The sequence below is a fragment of the Mycobacterium sp. NPDC048908 genome, from assembly GCF_043197955.1.
Taxonomy (GTDB): Bacteria; Actinomycetota; Actinomycetes; order Mycobacteriales; family Mycobacteriaceae; genus Mycobacterium.
Window position 1 is genome coordinate 81,054 of record NZ_JBICUE010000004.1, and the last position, 21,135, is coordinate 102,188.

General features: G+C 65.6%; 22 protein-coding genes. 8 read left to right on the forward strand and 14 right to left on the reverse strand.

All coding sequences use genetic code 11. The annotated features are described in order from the left end of the window. Window positions 1–82 precede the first annotated feature (82 nt). Complete coding sequence (locus ACGFK1_RS12395; RefSeq protein ID WP_393428757.1) at window positions 83–532, forward strand: DoxX family protein; 450 nt, start codon at window positions 83–85, stop codon at window positions 530–532. Here the strand turns inward: ACGFK1_RS12395 and ACGFK1_RS12400 are convergent. Then, window positions 491–2,605 (reverse strand): S9 family peptidase, encoded by a 2,115-nt coding sequence (locus tag ACGFK1_RS12400; protein WP_393428760.1) that lies wholly within the window; start codon window positions 2,603–2,605, stop codon window positions 491–493. The two genes, ACGFK1_RS12395 and ACGFK1_RS12400, sit on opposite strands and share 42 nt — an antisense overlap. Then, window positions 2,602–3,489 (reverse strand): phosphoribosylaminoimidazolesuccinocarboxamide synthase, encoded by an 888-nt coding sequence (locus ACGFK1_RS12405; protein WP_393428762.1) that lies wholly within the window; start codon window positions 3,487–3,489, stop codon window positions 2,602–2,604. Before ACGFK1_RS12405 ends, ACGFK1_RS12400 begins: the two co-directional genes overlap by 4 nt. Before the next feature lie 30 nt (window positions 3,490–3,519). Between ACGFK1_RS12405 and ACGFK1_RS12410 the strand changes: the two genes are divergently transcribed. Beyond that, window positions 3,520–4,146: a hypothetical protein gene (locus tag ACGFK1_RS12410; protein WP_393428765.1), complete on the forward strand. Its 627-nt coding sequence runs from the start codon at window positions 3,520–3,522 to the stop codon at window positions 4,144–4,146. Between the two features lie 98 nt (window positions 4,147–4,244). Continuing rightward, a complete protein-coding gene (locus ACGFK1_RS12415; protein WP_393430061.1) occupies window positions 4,245–5,108 on the forward strand; it encodes a type IV toxin-antitoxin system AbiEi family antitoxin domain-containing protein in 864 nt (287 codons plus the stop codon). Here ACGFK1_RS12415 and ACGFK1_RS12420 read toward each other — a convergent pair. The 3 genes from ACGFK1_RS12420 to purB are packed head-to-tail and all read right to left on the reverse strand — an operon-like array spanning window position 5,032 to window position 8,572. Then, window positions 5,032–5,919 carry a tellurite resistance/C4-dicarboxylate transporter family protein gene (locus ACGFK1_RS12420; protein ID WP_393428768.1) on the reverse strand — a complete coding sequence of 296 codons (888 nt, stop codon included), beginning with the start codon at window positions 5,917–5,919 and terminating at the stop codon, window positions 5,032–5,034. The genes ACGFK1_RS12415 and ACGFK1_RS12420 overlap by 77 nt on opposite strands. A gap of 23 nt (window positions 5,920–5,942) precedes the next feature. Beyond that, window positions 5,943–7,157: a cytochrome P450 gene (locus tag ACGFK1_RS12425; RefSeq protein WP_393428771.1), complete on the reverse strand. Its 1,215-nt coding sequence runs from the start codon at window positions 7,155–7,157 to the stop codon at window positions 5,943–5,945. Beyond that, on the reverse strand, window positions 7,154–8,572 hold the full coding sequence (gene purB / locus ACGFK1_RS12430; protein ID WP_393428774.1) for an adenylosuccinate lyase: 1,419 nt from the start codon (window positions 8,570–8,572) through the stop codon (window positions 7,154–7,156). Before purB ends, ACGFK1_RS12425 begins: the two co-directional genes overlap by 4 nt. Before the next feature lie 40 nt (window positions 8,573–8,612). Between purB and ACGFK1_RS12435 the strand changes: the two genes are divergently transcribed. Continuing rightward, the gene (locus ACGFK1_RS12435; protein WP_393428777.1) at window positions 8,613–9,455 is read left to right on the forward strand and encodes a DUF429 domain-containing protein; all 843 of its coding nucleotides are present in this window, start codon (window positions 8,613–8,615) and stop codon (window positions 9,453–9,455) included. Here the strand turns inward: ACGFK1_RS12435 and ACGFK1_RS12440 are convergent. The 3 genes from ACGFK1_RS12440 to ACGFK1_RS12450 are packed head-to-tail and all read right to left on the reverse strand — an operon-like array spanning window position 9,452 to window position 12,414. Further along, window positions 9,452–10,876, reverse strand: coding sequence for an APC family permease (locus ACGFK1_RS12440; protein WP_393428780.1), 1,425 nt, complete (start codon window positions 10,874–10,876; stop codon window positions 9,452–9,454). The genes ACGFK1_RS12435 and ACGFK1_RS12440 overlap by 4 nt on opposite strands. 15 nt (window positions 10,877–10,891) lie before the next feature. After that, window positions 10,892–11,521 (reverse strand): TetR/AcrR family transcriptional regulator, encoded by a 630-nt coding sequence (locus ACGFK1_RS12445; protein ID WP_393428783.1) that lies wholly within the window; start codon window positions 11,519–11,521, stop codon window positions 10,892–10,894. A 50-nt stretch (window positions 11,522–11,571) separates the two neighbouring features. Then, entirely contained in the window at window positions 11,572–12,414 is an 843-nt protein-coding gene (locus ACGFK1_RS12450; RefSeq protein ID WP_393428786.1) for an oxidoreductase, read from the reverse strand. Between the two features lie 49 nt (window positions 12,415–12,463). Here ACGFK1_RS12450 and ACGFK1_RS12455 point away from each other — a divergent pair, with 49 nt between their 5' ends. Together ACGFK1_RS12455 and ACGFK1_RS12460 are read left to right on the forward strand one after the other, a co-directional pair. After that, window positions 12,464–13,036 carry a TetR/AcrR family transcriptional regulator gene (locus ACGFK1_RS12455; RefSeq protein ID WP_393428789.1) on the forward strand — a complete coding sequence of 191 codons (573 nt, stop codon included), beginning with the start codon at window positions 12,464–12,466 and terminating at the stop codon, window positions 13,034–13,036. Next, window positions 13,033–13,941 (forward strand): alpha/beta hydrolase, encoded by a 909-nt coding sequence (locus ACGFK1_RS12460; RefSeq protein ID WP_393428792.1) that lies wholly within the window; start codon window positions 13,033–13,035, stop codon window positions 13,939–13,941. The genes ACGFK1_RS12455 and ACGFK1_RS12460 overlap by 4 nt, the downstream gene beginning before the upstream one ends. On the opposite strand, the gene purD is transcribed toward ACGFK1_RS12460, so the two are convergent. Next, entirely contained in the window at window positions 13,938–15,206 is a 1,269-nt protein-coding gene (purD, locus tag ACGFK1_RS12465) for a phosphoribosylamine--glycine ligase (protein ID WP_393428795.1), read from the reverse strand. The genes ACGFK1_RS12460 and purD overlap by 4 nt on opposite strands. Window positions 15,207–15,215: 9 nt before the next feature. After that, window positions 15,216–16,019 carry a dimethylargininase gene (gene ddaH, locus ACGFK1_RS12470; protein ID WP_393428797.1) on the reverse strand — a complete coding sequence of 268 codons (804 nt, stop codon included), beginning with the start codon at window positions 16,017–16,019 and terminating at the stop codon, window positions 15,216–15,218. Window positions 16,020–16,050: 31 nt separating this feature from the next. Here ddaH and ACGFK1_RS12475 point away from each other — a divergent pair, with 31 nt between their 5' ends. Then, entirely contained in the window at window positions 16,051–17,280 is a 1,230-nt protein-coding gene (locus ACGFK1_RS12475; RefSeq protein WP_393428800.1) for a cytochrome P450, read from the forward strand. A gap of 10 nt (window positions 17,281–17,290) precedes the next feature. Beyond that, a complete protein-coding gene (locus ACGFK1_RS12480) occupies window positions 17,291–17,932 on the forward strand; it encodes a TetR/AcrR family transcriptional regulator (protein WP_393428803.1) in 642 nt (213 codons plus the stop codon). Here ACGFK1_RS12480 and ACGFK1_RS12485 read toward each other — a convergent pair. From ACGFK1_RS12485 to ACGFK1_RS12500, 4 genes are read right to left on the reverse strand one after another with little or no spacing between them, the layout of a single operon-like run. Then, the gene (locus tag ACGFK1_RS12485; protein WP_393428806.1) at window positions 17,871–19,097 is read right to left on the reverse strand and encodes a hypothetical protein; all 1,227 of its coding nucleotides are present in this window, start codon (window positions 19,095–19,097) and stop codon (window positions 17,871–17,873) included. The two genes, ACGFK1_RS12480 and ACGFK1_RS12485, sit on opposite strands and share 62 nt — an antisense overlap. Beyond that, window positions 19,087–19,527 (reverse strand): carboxymuconolactone decarboxylase family protein, encoded by a 441-nt coding sequence (locus ACGFK1_RS12490; protein ID WP_067795149.1) that lies wholly within the window; start codon window positions 19,525–19,527, stop codon window positions 19,087–19,089. The genes ACGFK1_RS12485 and ACGFK1_RS12490 overlap by 11 nt, the downstream gene beginning before the upstream one ends. 5 nt (window positions 19,528–19,532) lie before the next feature. Then, complete coding sequence (locus ACGFK1_RS12495; RefSeq protein WP_393428809.1) at window positions 19,533–20,381, reverse strand: NAD(P)-dependent oxidoreductase; 849 nt, start codon at window positions 20,379–20,381, stop codon at window positions 19,533–19,535. Continuing rightward, on the reverse strand, window positions 20,378–21,124 hold the full coding sequence (locus ACGFK1_RS12500; protein ID WP_393428812.1) for an SDR family oxidoreductase: 747 nt from the start codon (window positions 21,122–21,124) through the stop codon (window positions 20,378–20,380). The genes ACGFK1_RS12495 and ACGFK1_RS12500 overlap by 4 nt, the downstream gene beginning before the upstream one ends. Between the last annotated feature and the right edge of the window lie 11 nt (window positions 21,125–21,135).

The window sequence follows — 21,135 nt, forward strand, 5'->3', positions numbered from 1 at the left end:
AGCATCCTAGCCCCGAGATCTTGACATTGCCTAGATCACTCGGATATCGTCTATCTTGACACTGTCTAGATAGGAGGCTGCGATGGCCGTCGCCGTCACGCTCGTCTTGGGCACGCTCGGCGCCCGCCTTGTCGGCTGGCTCGGTGTCGAGTACGTGGACAGTTGGCCACAGGCCGCGGCCGTCGGGCTGGCGGCCATGTTCGTGATGACCGGCGTCGCACATTTCGTCAACCCGCTCCGCCGCGACTTGATCGCAATCGTGCCGCTGCGATTGCCCGCTCCTGGGTTGCTCGTCACCGTCACCGGCGTGCTGGAACTGGCGGGCGCGGCGGGGCTGCTGTACCCACCGACCAGGCCGGCGGCCGCGGTGTGCCTGTTCGCATTGATGCTGGTGATGTTCCCGGCCAACATCTACGCCGCGCGGATGCCCAACCCACCGAAGTCGATGACGTCACGGCTGGACATCCGAACCGGCGAAGAGATCGTGTACTTAGCCGCCGCCGTCGTGGTTGGCCTTGGCAGCATCCAGTAGCCATGCGTACTGGAACGCGGCCTCCTTCCATCGTTCATAGCGTCCGCTGATCCCGCCATGGCCCGCGTTCATCTCGGTCTTCAGCAGCACCGGGTGATCGTCGGTCTTGGTGTGCCTAAGCGCCGCAACCCATTTCGCTGGCTCCACATAGAAAACCCGGGTGTCGTTCAGCGACGTCATCGCGAGGATGGGCGGATAGTCCTTCGCCTCGATGTTCTCGTACGGCGAGTAGGACTTCATGTAGTGGTAGACGTCCTTGTTCTCCAACGGATTCCCCCACTCGTCCCACTCGGTCACGGTGAGTGGCAGCGACGGGTCGAGGATGGTGGTCAATGCGTCGACGAACGGCACGGCGGCCAGGATGCCTGCGAACAGTTCTGGTGCCATGTTCGCGACGGCGCCAACGAGCAACCCGCCCGCGCTACCGCCAAGGGCCACCAGGTTCTCCGGCCGGGTCACGTCCATCTGGATGAGATGCCTTGCGACAACGATGAAATCGGTGAAGGTGTTCTTCTTCTCCAGCAGCTTGCCATGTTCGTACCACGGCCTGCCGAGCTCACCGCCGCCGCGCACATGGGCGACCGCGAAAACCATGCCGCGGTCCAGCAGCGACAGCCGTGCGATGGAGAACCGCGGATCTTCGCAGGATTCGTACGCGCCATAGCCGTACAGCAGTGTCGGCGCCGGGTAGGGCACGCCGATGCGGTGGATGATGGAAATCGGTACTCGCGCACCGTCTGGAGCGACGGCCCAATCGCGTCGCTCGACGTACTCGTCGGCGTGGTAATCGCCGAGCACCGGTTGTTCGCGCAGCAGCGTGCGCTCGCCGGTGGCCAGGTCGATGTCGTAGATGCGCACCGGAATCACGAACGATGTCGCGCCGATCCGCAGCTTGGGCGAACTCCAATTCGGGTTCGCCGAGATACCCGCCGACATCAACTCGGAGTCGAATGTGATGTCCTCCGGCTGGCCGTAATCACTGTCGGCTCCCCTATCGACGATCGGCCACAGCTGAATGCGTGGCAGCGCCTCGCTGCGGTAGCTGACCACCAGATGTCCCGCGAACGCATCGACCGAATCCAGTCGGACATCGTCGCGGTGCTCGATCAGTGTGCGAAAAGAGGTCGGGTTGCTGACCGGAGCCTCGACGAGGGTGAAGTTCTCGGCGCCGTCATTGTGCAGGATCAGGAACCGGTCCTCGCCGCCGACGATCGCATGTTCGACGGAGTACTCGACCAGTTCGCGGCGCGGCCAGATGGTGGTGAACTCGGCTGCACCGTCGGTGGCGTCGCCGTAGCGCATCTCGGTGGTGACGGCACTGCCCGCGGCGATGATGATGTATCTGTCGCTACGGGTCCTGCCGACGGCGAGCCAGAACTTCTCATCGGGTTCGTGGTAGACCTTCTCGGCGGGCAGGCCTGAGCCGAGTCGGTGCCGCCACACGGTGTCCGGGCGCCACGCCTCGTCGACCGTGACGTAGTAGACGGTGTGGTTGTCCGCCGCCCATGTGGCTCCGGCGCCGATGCCGACGATCTCGTCGTCGTACAACGCACCGGTGCGCAAGTCTTTGAACCGCAGCGTGTATCGCTCGTCACCCTTGACGTCCACCGAATAGGCCAGGATGTTGCCGTCAAGGCTCACCGACGCGGCACCGAGCGCGAAGTAGTCGTGTCCTTCGGCTTCGACATTCTCGTCGAGCAGTATCTGTTCGCCGGGAACCTCGGTGTTCTCGTCGAACTCAGGCGGCACCCAGTCGTCGGGATCCGCGACGGGACAGCGGCATTGCACGCTGTATTGCTTGCCTTCAAAGCTGCGGCCGTAGTACCACCACTCGCCGCGGCGGGTCGGCACGGAAAGATCGGTCTCCTTGGTCCGCGCCTTGATCTCGTCGAAGATCTTCTGCCGCAGCGGCGCCAGTGCGTCCGTAACCTGTTCGGTGTACTCGTTCTCGGCCCGGAGATACTCCAGAACTTCCGGGTTGTCCTTGTCGCGCAACCACTCGTAAGGGTCGACGAACACGTCGCCGTGATACTCGCGGTGGTGGTCGATGCGCTTGGCTACGGGTGGCTTCACGGTTTGATCCAGTCGCTGAATTTGCGGCCCGAAATACGTTCGTAGGCCTCGATGTAACGGGCGCGGGTGGCATCGACGATGTCGGGCGGCAGCGGGGGTGGCGACTTGTCGCCACTACGGTCCCAGCCGGAGTCCGGACCGGTGAGCCAATTGCGCACGAACTGTTTGTCGAAACTCTCCTGGACGACGCCCTCCTGGTATTCGTCTGCGCGCCAGTATCTGCTCGAGTCCGGAGTGAAGACCTCGTCGGCCAGCCGGAGATTGCCGTGCTTGTCGACGCCGAACTCGAATTTGGTGTCGGCGACGATGATGCCCTTCTTCAGTGCATGATCCGCGCCCTGGACGTAGGTCTGCAACGTTCTCTCCCGCAACTGATTGGCCCGCACCGTGCCGATCAACTCGATCACGTCCGCGAACGAGATGTTCTCATCATGTTGTCCCAGTTCCGCTTTGGTAGCCGGAGTGAACAGCGGCTGGGCGAACTTGCTGGCCTCGCTGAGCCCCGGCGGCAGCGCGATGCCACACACCGTGCCGCTCTTCTGGTAGTCGATCAGGCCAGAACCGGTCAGGTAGCCACGGGCCACCGCCTCGACCGGCAGCATGTCGAGTTCCTGCACCACCAGTGCCCGACCGAGGACGTCCTGCGGGATGCGCTCGTCATCGGGCGGGCCCGCCAGGTGGTTGGGCGCCGAGACCAGGTCGAAGAAAAAGACGCTCATCGCCGTCAGGATGCGGCCCTTGTCGGGTATCTCGGAGTCCAAGATGTAGTCGTACGCGGAGATCCGGTCGGTGGCCACGAACAGCAGCGTCTGGTCGTCGACGCGGTACAGCTCGCGAACCTTGCCGCTGGCCAGATGTTCGTAGTCCGACAGAGACGGGCGCATCGGGCCAGCCTATCTGCTGGGATCAACCCCATGACGTCCCGTTACGTGCCGTATGCCACCACACCGTCGCGACTACTCAGGCAGGTGATCAGCGACGTGGTCGTGATCGGCTGGACGACCGTGTGGGTGCTGGTCGGGATGGCGGTGCACTCCGCGATCTCGATGATCGCGGAGGTCGGTCGCCAGGTGCAGACCGGCGCCAACGGCGTCGCCGACAACCTCAACTCCGCAGGAGACCGCACAGACGAGTTCCCACTCATCGGTGATGCGCTTGCCAAGCCGCTACGAGCGGCCAGCGAGGCCGCGCTGGACATCGCTGGCGCCGGACACAGCCTGGACACCACGGCGTCGTGGTTGGCCTGGGTGCTGGCGCTGGCGGTGGCCGCCCCGCCGATCCTGTTCGTCGGACTGCCGTGGCTGTATCTGCGGATCCGGTTCTTCCGTCGCAAATGGACGGCCATCACACTGTCCTCGACAGCGGCCGGCGAACAGCTGCTGGCGCTTCGCGCGCTGGCCAACCGACCGCTGGCCAAGCTCGCGGCGATCACTCCCGACCCGGTCGGCGCCTGGCGGAATCTCGACCCCATCGCGATCCGCGGGCTGGCGGCTCTGGAACTCCGCGCGGCAGGCGTCCGCGTCCGCCGCCTTCCCCGCTGACTTGCGATTTGTGGAGCCGCAGCCGCGGTGAGCGCGGTTCAAACTCCACAAATCGCTGTGTGGGGAACCGATGGTCGGCTCAAGTGCGTCCATCCAAGGTGCTCGATGAGTTCTTGCGCCGACAGGACGGCGTGCTGACTCACGCTCAGGCGCTACGAGCGGGCCTGAGTCAAGACGCCGTCGACCGGCTGGTGAGGTCCGGCCGGTGGCTGCGGTGCTCCCGCGGTCTCTACTTCGTGGACGACAGACCGTTTACCGACGAAGCACGTGTCCGTGTGGCGGTATGGGGCTGCGGCCGAGATGCGCTCGCGAGCGGGTTGGCAGCAGCCTGGTGGCACAAGCTCACGCGATTCCCACCCGAAACCGTCGAAGTCACCGTTCCCCGTGATGCCCGTCTGCAAGCAAAACTCGGCACAAGACTGCGGCGGCGGGATCTGGATCCGCACGACATCGTCGAGCGCAACGGTCTTCGCGTCACGGCGCTGCCTTTGACGGTCGTCGAAGCCGCCGCCAGACGCGGCGGCGGTGCCAAGCTGATGGACTCCGCATTGCAGCGTCATGTCGAACTTCCCCAACTCTGGAGAGCGCACCTGCGCAACAAGGGTCGTCACGGCTCGCCGGCGGCACGCCGGCTGCTCATGGCAGCGGCCGACGGTGCTCGCTCCGAGGCCGAGCGTCTTCTGCTCAAGCTGTTGCGAGACAACAACATCACGGGTTGGAAGGCCAACTACCCAGCCGGTGGATACAAGCTCGATGTCGCATTCCCACGAGAGAGAGTCGACGTCGAGACCGACGGCTGGGCCTTCCACAACAGCCGAGAAGACTTCCAAGTCGACCGCGAGCGGCAGAACAGACTGATGCTGTTGGGTTGGTTGGTGTTGCGCTTCACGTGGCTGGATCTGACGGAGTATCCACAACGCGTGCTCGCCGAAATCCAAGCAGCACGTCGATCACGACGATGATCCACGCCGCCAACGCGATCCAGAAGAACGCCATCGACACGGCTGTCAGCCATCGCCAACCTGTTTCGACCGCCGTGGCGTATGTCGCCGACGAGTACATCCCGAGGGGGAACACCGCCGCCCACGCCAGGCCGACGCGATGCCGAACACTAACGTACAAGAGCACGGGGATCCACGCGGTCGCCACCATCCATGTCACGACCGTCAACGGCCATACCGCGGTGAGCCCGGCGTTGTGGATGTGATCGCCCGCAAGCGTCGCGATCGCCGCCCCGCCCATCAGAATCCAGATGTGCGGCTGCAGCAGCGCCTGCGCCGACGGCTCATGCACCGCCCGCCGCACGATCAGACTGGTCATCACCAGATACCCGACGATCGCGACAACCCAGAACAACACGGCGAGAAACACGATCTTCAGATCTGCCATCAGAATGGCCAATCCGGATGTCGCGACGCTGGCCAGTTCCCACGCGCCGTGCGCACGGTCGCGCAAGCCGGACCGGTCGCGCCACATCCGCCGCACCACCATCGGCGCCAACGAAAGCCAGCCCTGCAACGCCATTGCCGCGAGCACCCACAGTACGACACGGTGGTCGGCCAGCCGTGCGGCGACCACCGCGCACGCGGCGATGTACGTGCACAGCGGCAGCGCCACATCGAGATTCGTCACCGGCCACGACTCGCGCCGCCATGCAAACCCGGCCGCCACCATCAGCACCGGCAGCGCGACGGCGGCCAATACGATCAACACGTCACTGATGACGCCGAAGCCGTGATCGGAAGCCGCGATCGACACAATCCCGGTCGCCATGACCGCCGCGAAGGTATCCGGTCTCACGGCTGAAGTTCAACGACCAGATGCCGAATACCGGTGTGACGGTTACTGCGCGTCCACTCCACCGGCTTGACCACCTGCACCGACGAAAACCGGTCGAGCAACTCTTCGAACAACACCCGCAACTCGAGCCGCGCCAGGTTGGCGCCGAGGCAGTAGTGCACGCCATGGCCGAAGCCCAGGTGCGGATTCGGCTTGCGCGCGATGTCGAACCTGTCCGCATTGGCGAAAACCAACGAATCGCGGTTGGCCGAGCCCTCCCAGACCTGGACCTTCTGCCCCGCCTCGATGACGCAGTCGCCCAACTCGACGTCCCGGGTGGCCGTGCGCCGCTTCGACGGTGACGGCGACGTCCACCGCACCATCTCCTCGATGGCGGAAGCCAGCAGGCCCCAATCCGAACGCAGCAAGGCCAGTTGGGTGGGATGCTCCGCCAGCGCCAGCAGTCCGCCCGCCACCGCGTTGCGCGTCGTCTCCGCGCCCGCACTGAACAGCAAGCTGAAGAACAGGTACAGCTCCAGATCGGACAATCCATCGGTGTTGGCGACCGCGGACAGCATGTCGTCCGTGGGCTGCGCGCGCTTGGCCGCGATCAACTCCTGACCATAGGCGTACATGCGAGACCCGGCCTCCTCGGGCGTCAACTGCCCAACGGATGCCGTGCGTGAGTCACCGAAGTCGAACTGTGGCTCGATGGCCTCGAACAACCAATGTCGTTCGGATTCGGGCACTCCGAGCAGTATGCAGATCATCTGCATCGGCAGTTCGGCAGCGATTTCGACGACGAAGTCGAATGGCTCGCCAGGTGCCACTGCGTCCAGCAAGCGACGCGCCCTGGCCCGAAGATCGTCCTTTACTCGGGTGATCATTCGCGGCGTCAGTCCCGAACTGACCAGCCGACGAATCTGCGAATGCCGCGGATCGTCCATCATGTTCAGGACCTGGCCCGCGATCGACAGATCCTGCAGCAGCGTGCCACCGTACGGCCGCATGCCGCCTTTCACCGACGAGTACGTCTCCGGATCACGAAGCACGGCAAGTGTTTCCGCATGCGTGGCCACCGACCAGAACCCCTCACCGTCCGGCGTGTGCTCCGAAGGCGCGTGCCAGTACACCGGCGCCTCGCGCCGATGCACCTCGAACAGCGCATGCGGAAACCCGGATGCGAAGTTGCCGAGATCGGTGAAGTCGATCTGCGACAACTCAGAAGTCACAGGATCGCGCCCGAGGTGTACTTCGCCGCCTCGGGATAACGGCCCACCAGATCGTCGACCGCATCCACCACCCTGTCGACCTGATCGCCCGCCGCACCGGTGAACGCCTGCTTGTCCGCCAATGCCGCGTCGAGTGCCACCCGGTCCAACGGCAGCCGAGGGTCGGCGGCCAGCCGGTCCAAAAGATTGGGCTCCGAGCCCTTTTCGCGCATCGCCAGCGCCACGGCGACCGCATGCTCCTTGATCACTTCGTGCGCGGCCTCCCTGCCCATGCCCGCACGCACCGCCGCGATCAGGATCCGCGTGGTCGCGAGGAACGGTAGGTAGCGGTCGAGTTCGCGCTGAATCACCGCGGGATACGCGCCGAACTCGTCGAGCACCGTCAGAAACGTCTCGATCTGACCGTCGATCGCGAAGAACGCGTCGGGCAGCGCGACGCGGCGCACCACCGAGCAGAACACGTCGCCTTCGTTCCACTGCGCACCCGCCAACTCCGCTGCCATGGACGCGTAGCCGCGCAGCACCACCTGCAGACCGTTCACCCGCTCGCAGGATCGGGTGTTCATCTTGTGCGGCATGGCCGACGAGCCGACCTGTCCAGGCGCAAAGCCTTCGGTCACCAGTTCGTGGCCCGCCATCAGCCTGATGGTGTGCGCCAGCGACGACGGTCCCGCCCCCAACTGCACCAGGGCCGACACCACGTCGTGGTCCAGCGAGCGCGGATATACCTGCCCCACGCTGGTGAAAATGTCTGTGAAGCCCAGGAATTCGGCGACTCGGCGCTCGAGCTCGGCCAACCGCGCGGTGTCGCCGCCGAACAGGTCCAGCATGTCCTGCGCGGTGCCCATCGGACCCTTGATGCCGCGCAACGGATACCGGTCGATCAGCGTCCGTAACCGCGCAAGCGCGAGCAGCATCTCCTCGGCGGCCGACGCGAACCGCTTGCCAAGCGTGGTGGCCTGCGCGGCGACGTTGTGGCTACGGCCCGCCATAACCAGGTCGCGGTAACTGATCGCCCGCTCGGCCAGTCGCGCCACCACCGCGACACCGTGGGCGAACACTAGGTCGAGAGAACGCCGGATCTGCAACTGCTCGACGTTCTCGGTGAGATCCCGCGACGTCATGCCCTTGTGCACGTGTTCGTGACCGGCCAACGCATTGAATTCCTCGATGCGCGCCTTGACGTCGTGGCGCAGCACCCGCTCCCGCGCCGCGATCGACGACAGGTCGACGTCCTCGAGCACCCGCTCGTAGTCCTCAACCACGCCGGCTGGCACGTCAACGCCGAGGGCGGCCTGCGCTCGCAGCACCGCCAGCCACAACCTGCGCTCGGCGACCACCTTGGCCTCCGGTGACCAGATCGCCACCATCTCATCGCTGGCATACCGGTTGGCCAGCACATCAGGGATCGTCACAGACACACAGCTTACGACCCGGGTAAGGCAGGCTATGCGTATGCACTTCGTTGGGCTGGATCTCGCGTGGGGTGAAAAGAAGCAGACGGGCGTAGCCGCCATCGACGCCGGCGGCCGCCTGCTGCACGTCGGCATCGCGCAGGACGACGCCAGCATCATCGACGCCGTCGCCCCCTTCACCGGCGAGGACTGCCTGGTCGGCATCGACGCACCGCTGATCGTCAACAACGCCACCGGATACCGGCCGGCCGAGACCGCATACAACCGCGACTTCCAGAAGTTCGACGCGGGCGCGTATCCGGCGAACACCACCAACCCGCTGTTCAACCCACCGCGTGCGGCGGTGCTGGCAACGGCTCTCGGGCTCGACATGGATCCCGCGTCGAACGCGACCAGGCGGGCCATCGAGGTGTACCCGCATCCGGCGACTGTCGTGTTGTTCGGGTTGGACAAGACGCTGAAGTACAAGAAAGGGTCGTTCGACGACCGCAGGCGCGAGTTGCTGAAGCTGATGACGCTGATCGAGGGACTCGACAACGAGACTCCGAGACTTCGCGCCAACCGCAGCGTCGCATGGGTCGAACTGCGCAGGCGGGTGGAGGCCGCCACCAAGCCGAGCCAACTCGACAGGGACGAGGACGCCGTCGACGCGGTCATCGCCGCGTATGTCGCGTCGTACTGGTATCACCGACCCGAGGACGTCACCATCTACGGCGACTACGAGACGGGCTACATCGTCACGCCGACGATGTCGGCCCCAGCGAGGCCGACCCCCGACCGCCGCAGCAGTCGCTCCTCGCTGGAGAATAGGTTGATCCGTGCGATGGAATTACTCGGCGATGCGCAGAAGGAACTCGCCGCGATCCGTGAGGCTTTGCGCTAGTCCGGTGCTGCTCCGAGATGCGTCGGGTCGGTTATCCCAGCATCGCGGATGCCGAGGTGACGGTTGATCGCCATCGTCACCAAGAACAACAGGATGCCGATGCCGACGAGCACCAAGGCCAGCACGTACTGCTGGGCCGGCCTGCCCGACAGCGGCGTCACCAGATACAGCGAAGCGATACAGCCGATGACGGGCAGCGCGGTAGGGGTCTTGAAATGCCCGCCGGCTTCCCGAACGTCGCGCCGCAACACCAGCACCGCGACATTGACCATCGCGAACACCGCAAGCAACAGCAGCGAGGTGGTTCCGCCGAGCACCGCGATGGCATCGCTGTTCGCGAACGCCGTCACATAGAAGATCAACCCGAACGCGATCAGCGTGGTGAACGCGATGGCCACCCACGGGGTGAGCCGTCGAGGGTGGACTGTCCCCAGCACCGGCGGCAACACGTGCTGGCGGGCCATGCCGTAAATCAGCCTGCTGGCCATCAACATGTTGATCAGCGCCGTATTGGACACCGCGAACATCGATATGAACGGCAGGATGTCCTCGATCGGCATTCCCGGCGCGCCGGCCTTGACCACCTCGACCAACGGTGTGTCGCTGGCCTCCAGCACGCCGACCGGCACCAGCGCGACCGCGACGATCGCCACGATCACATAGACGACGCCCGCGATGGAGAGGCCCGACAACAACACCTTCGGGAAGACGCGAACCGGATCCTTGGTCTCCTCAGCCATATTCACCGAGTCCTCGAATCCGACCATGGCGAAAAACGCCAGCGACGTCGCTGTGGTGACGGCGAGGAAGGTGTTCTTGTCCGATGCCGTTTCGAACGCGACGACGCGGGAGAAGTCGACGTCGCCGCTCGACGTGAACGCCCACAACCCGACGAAGATCACCAGCAGCAGGCCGGTGATCTCGATGATGGTCAGTACCACATTGAGTTTCACGCTCTCCCCGACCCCGCGCAGGTTGACGATCGCGAGCGTGGCCATGAAGAGCAGGGCCACTACGACGATCCCGACCTTGCCCCAGTCGAGATCGAACGCCGTCTCGAAGTTCGCCGCGAAGAACCGCGATGCGGTCGACGCCGAAGTGATTCCAGAACACATCACCACGAACGCCACCAGGAATGTCACGAACTGCACACCAAAAGCCTTGTGCGCGTACAGCGCGGCACCCGCCGCCTGCGGATATTTGGTGACCAGTTCCAGATAACTGAACGCGGTGATGGTGGCGATCACGAACGCGACGAGAAACGGAACCCACGCCGCTCCACCGACTTCCGCGGCGACATCACCGGTCAATGCGTACACCCCAGTGCCCAGGATGTCACCGACGACGAACAGCAGCAGCAGCCCCGGACCCATGACTCGCCGCAGCTGTGGTTGCTCCTCAATGGTCTCCGGCGCGGTCATTGCCCTGTCCTCCGATCAGACTGGTGCCACTCTTTCGTCGATCGGCGCGAGCACGTCGATCACATCGATCAGGGTCGCGCGCGCCGTCGCACGCGGACCGTCACCATCGCCGACCAGCGCGGCCACCACCGCACCGTCGACAGCGCACACCAATGCCGTGAGCAGTTCAGCGCGCACCGCCCGACCGGACCGCTCGACCACCTCGACCACCGCATCTGTGCGCTGCTGCAGGATGCGCCGCTCGATTTCCCGCAATCCGGGTTGACGCGCGCACGCGATGTAGCGCTCGTATCGGGAGATCAACTGCTCGGTGACGCGTAGCCCGTTGGCCTCACCGACCAACAGGTCCACCAACACATCAGCCGTCGACTCGGCGCCACGCCGCCGCCGAGACAACGCGGACACCCGGGCGCGCAATTGTTCGGCCTCACGCGTCCCGGCGTGCTCGACCGCCTTGGTGATCAAGTCTTCGAGCGAGGAAAAGTAGTACGTCGTCGACGCCAACGGCAACCCCGCTCGGCGGGCCACCGCGCGGTGCCGAACCGCGTCGAACCCACCTTCGCACAGCAGATCAGCGGCCGCGCTGACCAGCGCGTACCGCCGACGTTCTCCTTTTGGAGTGACTGCTGCCGTCACCTCTAGCATGCTGCCAGCCACGCGGTGGCGGCATAGCGCTTTCGGCTAATCATCAGCCTTTATTCAGGGAAGTCGGCGCTGCGGCTCACCGCCGCCCAGTTCCGCGCTTCCTCATTACGTTGTGAGCCATTGGCCAATGCGAGTTCGACGGCATCGCTACCGAGCAGCAGCCGACGCGGCGGTTCGGGTGACTCGACGACATCGATGATGATTCGCGCGGCGCGGGCCGGGTCACCGGGTTGACTTCCGTTGGCGGTCCTTCGCAATTCGTGGATGAATGCAATCGTGTCGCGGTAGTCGGCACCGGGTTCGTGCATCGTCATCGACGACCCCATCCAGTCGGTGCGGAACGCCCCGGGTTCGACGATGATCACCTTGATGCCGAACGCGCTCACCTCGTTGGCGAGCACTTCGGAGAAACCCTCGACGCCGAACTTCGCGGTCTGGTATGCGCCGAGGCCCGGCGTGCCGCCGACTCGTCCGCCGATCGACGAAAACTGAACGAACACACCGGATCGCTGCGCCCGCAACACGGGCAGCGCCGCGCGGCTCACATTGACGACGCCGAAGAGGTTGGCCTCGATCTGGGCACGGAAGTCGGCGGGGTCGGACTCTTCGATCGGTGCGCTGTTCGCGTAGCCGGCGTTGTTGACGACGACGTCGATGCGGCCGAACTCGCTGACGGCGAATTCCACTGCGGCGCAAGCCGCGTCGGCGTCGGTGACATCAAGCGCGAACACACGCGCCCGGTCTTCGTGACCCTCGACGAGGGTGCGCAACTGATCCGGTTGCCGCGCGGTCGCGACGACGCGGTCGCCGTGCGCCAGCACGGCGCGCACCAACTCCGCCCCGAAACCTCGGGAACTACCAGTGATGAACCACACTTTGGATGCTTCAGACATATGTATACAGACGTAGACTTATCCGGATTCATTCCCTTACCGTCGAGATGTGACACAACACCGACCGCGCAACGCGGCCGCCACCCGTGAGGCGATCCTGGAATCCGCGATCCGCAGTTTCGCCCGCGCCGGGTACGACGGCGTCGGAGTCCGCGATATCGCAGGCGAAGCGGGCGTCACGGCCATGATGGTGAACAGGTACTTCGGATCGAAGGAGCAACTCTTCGCCGAGGCCGTTGAGGTGTCGTTCGCGCCCGCGGCAGTGATCGGCACCGACCCGAAGACGCTCGCGCACGAGGCCGCCACCACGCTCGTCGCACGCACCAACCCCGACGCCGAACCACTCGACCCATTCCTGATCATGCTGCGATCGGTGTCCAACCCGCGCGCCGTCGAAATCGTGCGCGATGCGATCGAACGCCATGTCGGACGCCGACTGGCCGGCCAACTGCCCGAGCCCGGTCGCGGCGTGCGCACCGAGGCCATGTTGTCCGCGATCGCTGGCATCCTGTTGATGCGCCGGGTGATGCACACCCGCGCCCTCAACGAAGCCGACGCCGATCAGCTGGTCAACGTGCTGGAGGCGATGTTCACCGCGATCGCGGAAACGCCTTTGGCATGATGGCGCGCATGCCAGCCATGAGTCGCCGCGCGATTCTGCGCCTCGGTGTCGGCGCCGCGGCGGGTGCAGCGGGCGCCTACGCGGTGGGCTCCGCACTGCACGGACCAAGCACCGCGGGACCGTCGGTGTCGATGACGGGTGCAGGCGCGCCGCTGGCTCCGCCACCCCCGCTCGACCCCGCACCCGCGGCGGTGCAACCCACGTACGTCGACGGCTCGTTCGTCTCCGCCGCGCGCGGCGGCGTCGCGACGAATTGGGCGATCGCCCGCCCGCCGGGGCAGACCGCGCCGCTACGTCCGGTGATCGCGCTGCACGGCAAGGGACAGGACGCCGCGGGCGTGATGGCCGGCGGGGTGGAACACGGTCTCGCCCAGGCGGTCGCGGCGGGCATTCCGCCGTTCGCGGTCGTCGCGGTCGACGGCGGCGGAAGCTACTGGCACAAGCGGGCATCCGGCGAGGACTCCGGTGCCATGGTGTTGAACGAACTGATCCCGATGCTCGGGCAGCAGGGCCTCGACACGTCGCGCGTCGGATTCCTCGGCTGGTCGATGGGCGGCTACGGCGCGCTGCTGCTCGGCGCCCGACTCGGGCCTGCCCGCACCGCCGCGATCTGCGCGGTGAGCCCGGCGCTGTGGACGTCGTCGGGCGCTACGGCCCCCGGCGCGTTCGACGGCGCCGACGACTACGCGGCCAACAGCGTGTGGGGTCTGCCGCAGCTGGGCCAGATCCCGATCCGAATCGACTGCGGCAACAGCGATCCGTTCTACTCGGCCACCAAGCAGTTCATCGCGCAGTTGCCGAGCCCACCGTCGGGTGGCTTCTCGCCTGGCGGACACGACGGGGCGTTCTGGAGTTCGCAGCTGCCGGCCGAAATCGCCTGGATGGCTCCGCTGCTGATCGCTTAGACCGAGACTTTTCCTTCCGCCGCCGCCAGCCCGATGTCGTTGCGAAAGTGGCTGCCTGGCAGGCGAATCGATTTGGTCAGCGCGTAGGCGGCGTCGCGTGCGGCGGCCAGATCGGCCCCCGTTCCGACAACGGAGAGCACGCGGCCGCCCGAAGAAACGATCGCGCCGTCGTCGCGCCGCGCGGTGCCCGCGTGCAGCACTCCATCGGCCTCCGCGCCCTGGATGACATCGCCGACACGGGCGCGGCCCGGGTAGTTCTCGGCCGCCACCACGACCGTGACCGCATAGCCGTCATGCCACCGCAATGGCGGCTGTTCGGAAAGCTGTCCCGTCGCCGCCGCACGCAACAGCTGACCGACGGGGGTTTCCAGCAACGCCAGCACCGACTGCGTCTCGGGATCGCCGAAACGGCAGTTGAATTCGACCACCGCAGGCCCCTTCGACGTGATCGCCAACCCGGTGTACAGCAGTCCGGAGAACGGGCTGCCGAGCCGGACCATCTCCGCCGCAACGGGTTTCACGATTTCGTCGACGATCTGCGTGACCACGTCGGCGGGCAGCCACGGCAACGGCGCGTACGCGCCCATACCCCCGGTGTTGGGACCGGTGTCGTTGTCGCCCACCCGCTTGAAGTCCTGTGCAGGGACCAACGGCACCACGGTCTCCCCGTCGACGACGCTGAACAGCGACACCTCCGGGCCGTCGAGAAACGATTCGAGCAGCACCGGATGTCCAGCGTCGAGCAGGCTTGCGGCGTGCGCGCGGGCAACATCGCGGTCGGCGGTCACCACCACGCCCTTGCCCGCGGCCAGCCCGTCGTCCTTGACCACCCACGCCTGGTCGCCTGCCGACGGGCCGAACCGGTCCAGCGCCGCATCGAGGTGCGCGGGGTTGTCGACGATCTCGCTCGTCGCCGTCCGCACGCCCGCGGCCGTCATCACGTCCTTTGCGAATGCCTTCGATCCCTCGATGCGCGCGGCGTCCTTCGTGGGCCCGAAGCACGCGATGCCCGCGGCGCGCACCGCGTCGGCGACGCCGAGGACCAGCGGCACCTCGGGTCCGATCACCACAAGGTCGGCGCCGATACGCCGGGCCAGTTGCACGACGGCCTCACCGGAGCTGACATCGACGTCGTATTGATCGGCGATGTTCGCGGTGCCGGCGTTGCCCGGCGCGACCGCCAGGTCCACCACTTCGGGGTCTCGGCGCAGCGCCAGCAGCAACGCATGTTCACGGGCTCCGGATCCGATCACGAGGACGCGCACAGGCTCACCCTAACTAGATGCGCGCAGCCGAACCGAGAGGCACGTGACGCAACCCTCGAGCTTTTCGAACTCGCCGATGTCGACCAGCACCGGTTCGTACCCGCGCGCCCGCAGCAGCTCGGCGGTCTGCGGTGCGGCCGAGGACATGAGCAGCTTTCCGTCGCCGAGCAGCACGACATGCGCGCCCGGCTCCTCCGGCACAGCGAAGAACGCCGGGAAGACCGACGGATCGTCGACCACCGGCTCGTAGCCGATGATCGTGCCGTCGGGCAGCGCAGTCACCGCCGACTTGAGGTGCAGCGCCTTGGTCAACGGCACAGTGATCACCGTCGCGCCGTACGGGGCCAGGTGTTCAGCCAACTGCCGGATCCCCTCGGCGTTGGTGCGACCGGACAGCCCGACGTAAACGGTGCCACCGTGCTTGAGAACGTCTCCGCCGTCGAGCACGCCAGGAGCCTCGATGTGCGCGATGCGGTAACCCAATTCGGCCACCACCTTCTCGGTGCCCTCGGTTTCCGAGCGCCGTTCGACGGCGCCCGAGCGAGCGACGACGGCGAGGTCCCCGTACACGACGACGGTGTCCTCGACGAACACGCTGTCCGGAGAGTCCGGCGCGGGTTCGACTTCGGTCAGCCGCCAACCGGCATCGACGAACGCCCGGACGTAGCCGTCCCACTGCTTCATCGCGACATCCACGTCGACGGGTGACCGCTCGAGGTGGGTCAACAGACCTTCGGCCAGTCGGGGACCGGGCCGTCGTACCAGGGCCTGCTTGGCGTGCACAGGTCCGATCGTACGGCCGAGCTCGGCCATACACTTGACTCTGCAGTGTATGGTCGAAACTATGACGCAGACCACATGCCCGTTCGGCCCCGGGTATGACTTCACCGACCCCGACGTCCTCGTCAAAGGCATCCCGGTCGCCGAGTTCGCACAGCTGCGCAAGACCGCGCCGGTGTGGTGGAACGAGCAGACGGAATCGATCTTCGAAGACGGCGGCTACTGGGTGATCAGTCGTCATGCCGACATCAAGGAGATCTCCCGCAACGGCGATCTGTGGTCCACCAACCGCAAGGGTGTGGTCATGCGCATGCCCGAGGGCTGCACGCCCGAGCAACTCGAGCTGACCAAGGCGCTGCTGATCAACCACGACGCCCCGGAACACACCCGGCTGCGCAAGATCGTGTCCCGGCTCTTCACGCCACGCGCGGTCGCCACACTCGAACAGAAGCTGGCCGGGGCCGCACGTGAAATCGTCAGCGCCGCAAGGAAAAAGCAGTCAGGCAACTTCGTCGACGATATCGCGATGGGTCTGCCGCTGCTGGCCATCGCCGATCTGCTCGGGGTACCCGAGGCGGACCGCGAGAAGTTGTTCCACTGGACCAACCTGATCATGAACACCGACGACCCCGACTTCGCGGCCGACGTGATCGCCGCCAACGCCGAGTTGATGGGCTACGCCTACAACATGGCCGACGAACGGCGCCGCTGTCCGGCCGACGACATCGTCACCAAGCTGGTCCAGGCCAACATAGATGGAGAGGCCATCGAGGACGTCGAGTTCGCATTCTTCGTCATCCTGTTGGCCGTCGCGGGCAACGAGACCACCCGGAACGCGATGACGCACGGCATGAACGCGTTCTTCGAGAACCCCGACCAGTGGGAGTTGTTCAAGCGCGAACGACCGGAGACGACGGCCGACGAGATCGTCCGCTGGGCCACGCCCGTGCACTGTTTTCAGCGAACGGCGCTGACGGACACCGAAATCGACGGAGTCGCCATCCGCGAGGGCCAGCGTGTCGGTCTGTTCTACAGCTCGGCCAACTACGACGATGCGGTGTTCGACCGGCCGTTCGAGTTCAACATCCGGCGCGACCCGAACCCCCACCTTGGCTTCGGCGGAAACGGCGCGCACTACTGCATCGGCGCCAACCTGGCCCGAATGGAGATCAAGCTGATCTTCAACGAGCTCGCCAATCAGGTGCCGGACATCACCAAACTGGCCGAGCCGCAACGGCTTCGATCCGGGTGGATCAACGGGGTCAAGGAGCTGCAAGTCTCCTACCGCGGATAGCATCGGGCGCGTGCGCACCCACGGCTGGTCCGGCTCGGCCCCCGCAACTGACGAGGAGGCCATTGCCCGCATCCTCGATGCCGCAGGCAAGGCCATCGACGCCAAGGGTGCCGACTTCTCCATCGCCGATGTCGCCCGCACACTCGGCGTCACCCGGCAGACCGTCTACCGGTATTTTCCGAGCACCGACGCGTTGTTGGTGGCGGCGGCCGTCCATGCCGCAGGCGGGTTCCTAGACAGGTTGGCCGCGCACGTGCACGGGTTTTCGGATCCGCCCGACGCGGTCACCGAAGCCGTCGCGACCGCACTCGAATGGTTACCGCAGGACAAACATCTGGGCCTGCTCATCGGTCCCGGTCGGCCGAACCCGCATACCGAGGGGGTGACGTCCGACGTCGCGCTGGACTTCGCGCATTCGATGGTGCGCCGCTTCGACGTGGACTGGATCGGCCTTGGGTTCACCGACGCCGACCTCGACGAACTCGCCGAGCACCTGCTGCGGATCATCCAGTCGTTCGTGATCGACCCCGGCCGCCCGCCTCGGACGGGGGACGAACTGCGGGCTTATCTGAAGCGCTGGGTCGGCGAGGCTATACGACCCTCAGCGGCAGCGACTTCCGTGGCTCGAACACGAACGTCGCGCCGCCACTGACCTTCGCGATAGACACCTCCGGTAGTTCCTCTGCCGCAGTGCCGGTTTCGATCACGCGAGCAGTCCACTCGGCGTCGGTTCCTGCAACCTCGACATCCAAGTGGCGGTCGACCGCCGTCACCGCCGCCTGCAGCGGACGGGTTTCGCCGGGATTGATCAGCGACACCCAGGCGCCGTCGTCGTGCGCCGGTGAGCGCCGGACATGCACCGCGTCCTTGCCGAACTCGGCCGACACGTAGGCGGGTGGGTTGAAGATCGGGTGCAGTTCGAGCATCCGCGTTGCACCCTCGACGTCGGCGGCCAGACCGAGAGCGTGGTGGATGCGCTCGGCGGCGAGGCCCGCCAGCCCGATCAGTTGCTTGGTGCAGATCTCGGTCGCCAGTTCGGTATTCGTTCCCGCGCGCTTGCCGACCGCGAGCACGAACGACAGGTTCAGCAGGTGCATCTGCAGCGCCACTTCGTCGGCCATCCGCACCAGAGCCGGCTGCGAGTAGGCGGTGAAGTCGAAGTCCGACACCAGGTCACCGGAGTAATCGCTTCGCCCCTCGGCTCCGGTGTCGATGGGTGCGAGTTCGGTGGTAGCGGCGTGGGTTCGCCCGATGACATCCAATGCGGGGTGGTCGTCTACCTCGGGGTAGGACTCGTCGATGATCACGGTCCACGCGCAGTGCGGGTGGCGGTCGGCTGGCACCCGCGGCGGCCGGTGGATCGGCCTGATCTGGGCGCGACGATTGGTGGCCACCGCGGTGGCGTCGAACGTCGGGTCCTCGATGTCGTGGCACATACCGCGGACGTAATCCTCACCCATCGGCTCGACGTCCAGCAGCGCCCCGCAGTGATCGAGATGGAACTCGCCGTGCCAGCGGTCGTGCACGGTGTAGCGGAAATCCATGAACTGCGGCGGCGCACCGATGTCGAGCTGCAGACCCTTGAAGATCGTGATCACGTCGTCGCCCTCGTACTTCAGGGCGCGCTGCATCCGCCTTGTGTAGATCGGGCTTGCGCCCATCCACTCCTCGATCGCGATCTGCAGCATCTCCTCGCGCCCGAAATTGCTGATGCACCAAGCCATTCCGGACCGATCGATCATCTGTCCGATCAGCAGCAGCTCGGGCACGAGCGTGGCAAGCTGCTCGCGCGACAGACCAGCGTACCTACTTGTCATGAAGGTCCTTGTGCGCGTACATCTGCACGGCTTCGTTGACATTGTCCTTCGCGTCCTTGGCCGCACCGGCTTCCTCGGCCTTCTTCCGCTTCTGCACCACGCGATGGATCGCTCCGTCCAGTTTCGAGCCGAGCGGGAATCCGACATAGTGGGTGAGGAAGATCGATATCTCCTTGAGCTCGTCGACGGTCAGCTCCTCGTTGGAGAGGATCGCGTTGAGTTGGACCTCCAACAGGGCTTCCTGGTTCTGCGCGGTCAGGACGGCGAGCAACATCAACCGGCGGTCGCGCATTGACAGACCCTCGCGCGTCCAGATGGTGCCGAACAGGTGGTCGACGGTAAGCGCGAAGAACCGGCCCGGCATATCGGGCATGTCCCAGGCGTAGACCTCTTTCATCTTCTCAAGGCCCTTGCGGCGCAGTTCATCCATAGCGACTACTCCTCTGTGTGCGGCACGCCGAGCCCGGCGGCCAGGTCTCGCAAGGCGACTTCGGCCAGCGGCAAGTCGACGCCCGTCGCTTCACCGAGACCGAGCGCAAGGCGCAGGTCCTTTTCCGCCAGTCCCCGCGTGTGGATGAACATGTCGTGCAGAAAGTGGTCGGGCGTCAATGGCTTCGTGTCGTCGCGATACATGATCGCACCGGGACCGCCGCTCTGCGCATCGCTGTGCCGCACCACCCGACCGAGCTTCTGCAGGTCGATGCCCGCCGCCTCGGCGAGTTTCTGCGCCTCGCAGGCCGCCGCGAAGCCGGTGAACGTCAACATGTTGCGGGCCAGCTTCATTCGGGTGCCTGCCCCTGGCTCGCCTGCACGGACCACCAGCGACGCCCACTTCTTGAACACCGGCTTGACTTTGGCGTACACCTCGTCGTCGGCGCCGACCATCACCGCGAGCTCACCCTTGTCCGCTGCGCCCGCACCACCGCTGACCGGCGCATCGACGATGTGAATTTCCCTGGGCCGCAGTTCTTCAGCAAGTTGGCGGGCCGTGTCCGGTTCGATCGTCGAGTGGATCGCGATGACGGTGCCCGGTTTGGCATGTTCGGACAGTCGACCGACCACGTCGCGGACTTGCTCGTCGTTGAGTACCGTCACGCTGATGATGTCGGCGGACGCCACGTCGGCAACGTCGTCTGCAATGTTGGCGCCGAGTTCGGCCAGTGGTGTCATCGCGTCTGTGCGGACGTCGAAAACGATCAGGCCGCCTGGCCAGTCGACGAGTCGCTTGGCCATCGGCGCACCCTGATTGCCCAGCCCGATGTAACCAAGCTTCAGGTCGGTCATCGGATGATCTGCCCTCCGTCCACGTTGAAGATCTGGCCGGTGATCCACTTGGCCTGATCCGACAGCAGGAACATGCACATGGGAACCAGGTCCTCCGGTTGGCCCATGCGGGACAACGGGATTCCCTTGACGATGTCGGCCACCATCTCCTGCGGTGTGGTGGTCCGGTTCGCCTCGGTGTCGATCGGACCCGGCGCGATCGCGTTGACGCGGATGTTCTGGCCGCCCAGTTCGGTGGCCAGTTGCTGGGTCAGGCCGTTGATGCCGACCTTGGCGAGCCCGTAGAAGTTCGAATACAGCCACGCCGCCGTCGACGACTGGTTGACAATGGCGCCGCCACCGCGTTTGGCCATCTTGCGGTACACCGCGCGGGTGCACACCAGCGCGCCGTCCATGTTCACGCTCATGAACTTCTTGTAGTAATCCCAGTCCACGGTGATCAAGAAGTCCAGCTTCATGCCGCCGAAGATCGCCGCGTTGTTGACCAGGTAATCGATGCCGCCGAACTCGGAAAGGGTCAGCGCGGCCATCTGTTTCGCGGATTCCGGATCGGACACGTCCACGTGGACCGCCAACGCGTTACCGCCCTCGCCCTTGATGGCGTCGGCGACCTTCTGCGCGCCTTCGGTGTTGATGTCGGCCACCACCACCGCGGCCCCCTCTCGCGCCAGGGCCTCCGCGTAGGCCTGGCCGATGCCGCCGCCTGCGCCGGTGACGATCGCGACCTTCTCCTCGAACTGCATGTTTTCCTTCC

Coding starts and splice junctions, on each gene's coding strand:
- ACGFK1_RS12490 (WP_067795149.1), bottom strand. CDS start 19,527: ATGGATGAACTGCGCCGCAAGGGCCTTGAGAAGATGAAAGAGGTCTAC.
- ACGFK1_RS12495 (WP_393428809.1), bottom strand. CDS start 20,381: ATGACCGACCTGAAGCTTGGTTACATCGGGCTGGGCAATCAGGGTGCG.
- ACGFK1_RS12435 (WP_393428777.1), top strand. CDS start 8,613: ATGCACTTCGTTGGGCTGGATCTCGCGTGGGGTGAAAAGAAGCAGACG.
- ACGFK1_RS12405 (WP_393428762.1), bottom strand. CDS start 3,489: ATGCGCCCGTCTCTGTCGGACTACGAACATCTGGCCAGCGGCAAGGTT.
- ACGFK1_RS12460 (WP_393428792.1), top strand. CDS start 13,033: ATGATGGCGCGCATGCCAGCCATGAGTCGCCGCGCGATTCTGCGCCTC.
- ACGFK1_RS12485 (WP_393428806.1), bottom strand. CDS start 19,097: ATGACAAGTAGGTACGCTGGTCTGTCGCGCGAGCAGCTTGCCACGCTC.
- ACGFK1_RS12450 (WP_393428786.1), bottom strand. CDS start 12,414: ATGTCTGAAGCATCCAAAGTGTGGTTCATCACTGGTAGTTCCCGAGGT.
- ACGFK1_RS12445 (WP_393428783.1), bottom strand. CDS start 11,521: ATGCTAGAGGTGACGGCAGCAGTCACTCCAAAAGGAGAACGTCGGCGG.
- ACGFK1_RS12500 (WP_393428812.1), bottom strand. CDS start 21,124: ATGCAGTTCGAGGAGAAGGTCGCGATCGTCACCGGCGCAGGCGGCGGC.
- ACGFK1_RS12440 (WP_393428780.1), bottom strand. CDS start 10,876: ATGACCGCGCCGGAGACCATTGAGGAGCAACCACAGCTGCGGCGAGTC.
- ACGFK1_RS12395 (WP_393428757.1), top strand. CDS start 83: ATGGCCGTCGCCGTCACGCTCGTCTTGGGCACGCTCGGCGCCCGCCTT.
- ACGFK1_RS12410 (WP_393428765.1), top strand. CDS start 3,520: ATGACGTCCCGTTACGTGCCGTATGCCACCACACCGTCGCGACTACTC.
- ddaH (WP_393428797.1), bottom strand. CDS start 16,019: ATGGCCGAGCTCGGCCGTACGATCGGACCTGTGCACGCCAAGCAGGCC.
- ACGFK1_RS12475 (WP_393428800.1), top strand. CDS start 16,051: ATGACGCAGACCACATGCCCGTTCGGCCCCGGGTATGACTTCACCGAC.
- ACGFK1_RS12420 (WP_393428768.1), bottom strand. CDS start 5,919: ATGGCGACCGGGATTGTGTCGATCGCGGCTTCCGATCACGGCTTCGGC.